The organism is Candidatus Avelusimicrobium stercoris, assembly GCF_002437085.1.
In the GTDB taxonomy this organism is placed as follows: Bacteria; Elusimicrobiota; Elusimicrobia; order Elusimicrobiales; family Elusimicrobiaceae; genus Avelusimicrobium; species Avelusimicrobium stercoris.
This window is the reverse complement of sequence record NZ_DJOA01000017.1, coordinates 1-3,475: the sequence shown is the minus strand read 5'-3', so window position 1 is coordinate 3,475 and position 3,475 is coordinate 1. Positions and strand designations below refer to the sequence as shown.

Below are 3,475 nucleotides of genomic sequence, written 5' to 3'. Positions count from 1 at the left end.
TAAAACAGATACGGTGTGCTATAAATATGGTTGGATTTATACAGGTGGGAGTGCAGGCAATGAGCCGGATTGTGCTGGCGCGGGGCGTGGAAACTATGATGATTGTGGTGATACGTGTAATGAAGAGGGACAGACTTGTTCAATTATACTTTGCCAAGACTACATATTTGAGTCGCGTTATTATACTTGTGAATTACGTAAAAATTGGTAAAGAAATGCTTTTGGCATAAAAACCGCCCCGGGCTTTTTTAAGTCTCCGGGGCGGTGCAATTTCGGCAAAAGTTATTTGTTCCCTTTATTGTTCGTTGCCAAAAATGGTGTTTAATTGGCGGTTTACGCGGTAAAAGGTAGCGCATTTGGGCATATCTTTTAAGCGTTTGGCGCCGATGTACGTCATACAACTGCGCATACCGCCCAATAGAGCCAGCAGCGTGGGCTCAATCGGCCCGCGGAACGGCAGTTCCACCACCTTGCCCTCGCTGGCGCGGTACTTTTTCATCCCGCCGTAGTGCTTGTCCTGCGCGTATTGGGAACTCATCCCGTAGAAAATTTTGTATTGCTTTTCCTCAATTTTCATTGCGCAGGTCTTGTCGTCAATCATATTCACTTCGCCCGTTTGAAAGGCCTTGGTGTGCATTTCGCCGCCGCTTTCCGCGTGCCCGGCCAGCATACCGCCCAGCATTACAAAGTCCGCACCGGCGCAAAAACTCTTGCATACGTCGCCGGGAACCGTGCAACCGCCGTCGGCGCAAATCATCCCGCCCACGCCGTGTGCCGCGTCGGCGCACTCAATCACCGTGGAAAATTGCGGACGGCCGACCCCGGTTAATTTGCGCGTGGTGCAGACAGAGCCTGGCCCGATACCCACTTTTACAATATCGGCCCCGTTTAAAATCAGGTCCTCGCACATATCGCCCGTAACCACATTACCCGCCATAATCAGGGCTTGGGGCCACGCCTTGCGCACCTTGCGGATGTAGTTAATCAAATAGGGCGAATAGCCATTGGCTACATCCACGCAAATATTGGCGCAGAGTTTTTCGTCCATTACGCGGGTTAGTTTTTCAAAGTCCGCATCCGACACGCCGGAACTGACAAAAAGCAAATCGTTAGAGCCAAATTCCTTGGCGTTATCCTTTAAAAATTGGATTAACTCCTCGGCGGAGTAGTGTTTGTGCAGGGCGCTCATTAAATGCTGTTTTTGCATTTCGCGCGCGATTTCAAAGGTGCCGGTGGTGGCCATATTGGACGCAATAACGCCCGTGGCGTTTATCGTGCGCGGGCACCATTTAAAGGTATAGTTGCGCGTAACGTCCACTTCCGAGCGGGAAGCCAAGGTGGAGCGTTTAGGGCGCAGTAGTACATCGCAATAGTCTAGTTGGATATCGTCGTAAATTCTCATAAAATTCTCCCAGTTGGGGGAAAAATGGCTTTTCCGCCCAAACCGTCTTATATCATACAAAATTTACGTGCCCAAAACGCTAAAAAACCTTTTGCCAGACGGCGGTTTTTTAGATATAATGGGTATTGTATTTAGCCTAAATACAACTATACTTTTTGTAATGGAGCCAATATGAAAAAAGGGTTTACCTTAATTGAATTGTTGGCGGCTGTGCTGATTATGGGTATTTTGACGGCTGTTGCCTTGCCTCAGTACCGCCGCAGTTTGGAGCGCACCCGCGTGGCCGAGGCCTTGCAGATGCTGCCTGCTCTTTATGATGCCCGGGAGCGGAGTGCCACGGAGCGTGGTTATAATTCGTGGGATTCAATTCCCTCCAACGAACGAAGTCAAATCACATTTAAAAAGTTGGATATGGAGATGAAAGGTACGGCCATTGGGGCGCAAGGTTGGCAAACAGATAATTTTCAATATACGATTGCCCCTACCTATATGGTAGGCGCGCGCTTGTTGCGTGGACAATACAAGGGGTTGGGTATTTTGTTTAATGATTCTACTCTGGGGTGTTGTTTTTCCCATACAAAGGAAGGTGCCAGCGTTTGCGATAGAGTGAATATTGCTAATATTTTACCCGCCAGTAATGGGTTTTGCCAGACACTGGATGCGAACTTGCCTGTTAGATAAAGGAGTAACAAATGAATAAAAAAGGCTTTACACTAGTTGAGTTGTTAGCCGTAGTTCTTATTGTGGCTATTTTGTCCGGCGTGGCTTTGCCGCAGTACCGCAAGGTGGTGGAAAAAGCCAATGTAACAGAAGCGGAAAATATGCTGCGGATGATTTACGACTCCAGCGAACGCTTGGCGGGGGAATTTGGCTACCGCAACTTTGTGGAAATGTATCAAAACAACGCATCCAAGGCGGTTTTCAGCCGAATGGATATGTTTGATTCTTCCAGTTTGCCGAAATGGTGTGAAATTGAAGATAACGGAAAAACATTTAGTTGTCGTAAGTTTAAATATACGGCTTATTTCGCCAAAAATGGCCGTTATTTTGTACGGGCAATTAAGACAAGTGGTACTTATAGTGGCACGGAAATTTTGTTTGACCGCTCTAATCAGCAACTTTATTGCTCGCCGGACGGCGATGCGTGCGATACCTACGGGTTGGATGTGCTGTAAGAGGATAATATGAAGAAAAACTTGTTTAACGGCGGTTTTACGCTGGTGGAAATTTTGGTCGTGATTATGATTGTGGCGATGCTTGTTACGATGGCTATGCCAATGTACGAAAAAACGGTGGAAAAAAGCCGTATGACCGAATCGCGCACGATGCTAAAAAAGATTTTGGAATCCAAACTGCGCACCTTGGATAATATGGACCAAACCAATTATTCTAGCGGCCTCTTTGGCTTTGAAAATTTGGACGTCAGCGTGCCGTGCATTAATACTTCTACGGGGGCGAAACTTTCCCGTTGTTCAGGGAATGTCGTGTCCACGAAGGATTTTACCTATAAGTTGCTGCCGTCTGGCTCTATCCCGGGCGGTTCTACGGCCAATATCGCCAATGCGGTTTGCGCGGTGCGCCGCACGGGTGATTATGAGGGCGTGAACTTTTTGTTCTTGGGTGAGTTGGAAACGGACCCAAGCAAGAGTAAATTCTTTTGCAATAACGGTGGTGTAACCGACGGCTGTGATGTATATGGCTTGGACTCTACGGGCTCCGCTTGGTGCCGGTAAAGTAAAAATTATTTTGTAGTGATTTAAAACCCCGGGTTTATTTAACCCGGGGTTTTTGCGTGTATTGGGGGAAATGGTCCGCTAGGGGGGATATGTCGTTATCTAAATAAGAGGTCATCCTGAATTTATTTCAGGATCTACCGATTGGGTAGTTGTTGTTATCTAAAAGGTCATACTGGAAGGTTTCTGTCCAGTATCTAATCCTTATTTTATAACGACAGATCCTGGAACGCTCCACGCCGGCTGACTTTCCAGGATGACTTTTATTTTTATAACGGCCGTGTTTCGTTGGGTTGTTTTTGTCGTTGCTTTTCCGTCGTTTATTGTAAAGGGCTTGACC

At 47.1% G+C, this 3,475-nt stretch carries 5 protein-coding genes; 4 read left to right on the top strand and 1 reads right to left on the bottom strand.

Translation table 11 applies throughout. From position 1 onward, the window contains the following. A partial coding sequence (locus tag B2118_RS02880; RefSeq protein WP_428053180.1) for a hypothetical protein occupies positions 1–211 on the top strand: 211 nt, incomplete at its 5' end. An 84-nt stretch (positions 212–295) separates the two neighbouring features. On the opposite strand, the gene B2118_RS02875 is transcribed toward B2118_RS02880, so the two are convergent. After that, entirely contained in the window at positions 296–1,402 is a 1,107-nt protein-coding gene (locus tag B2118_RS02875; RefSeq protein WP_428053178.1) for a GMP reductase, read from the bottom strand. 171 nt (positions 1,403–1,573) lie between these two features. Here B2118_RS02875 and B2118_RS02870 point away from each other — a divergent pair, with 171 nt between their 5' ends. The 3 genes from B2118_RS02870 to B2118_RS02860 are packed head-to-tail and all read left to right on the top strand — an operon-like array spanning position 1,574 to position 3,135. Beyond that, the gene (locus B2118_RS02870) at positions 1,574–2,083 is read left to right on the top strand and encodes a type IV pilin protein (protein ID WP_428053176.1); all 510 of its coding nucleotides are present in this window, start codon (positions 1,574–1,576) and stop codon (positions 2,081–2,083) included. 11 nt (positions 2,084–2,094) lie between these two features. Continuing rightward, on the top strand, positions 2,095–2,577 hold the full coding sequence (locus tag B2118_RS02865) for a type IV pilin protein (RefSeq protein ID WP_428053174.1): 483 nt from the start codon (positions 2,095–2,097) through the stop codon (positions 2,575–2,577). A gap of 9 nt (positions 2,578–2,586) precedes the next feature. Beyond that, positions 2,587–3,135, top strand: coding sequence for a type IV pilin protein (locus B2118_RS02860; protein WP_428053172.1), 549 nt, complete (start codon positions 2,587–2,589; stop codon positions 3,133–3,135). The last annotated feature ends 340 nt before the right edge of the window (positions 3,136–3,475 follow it).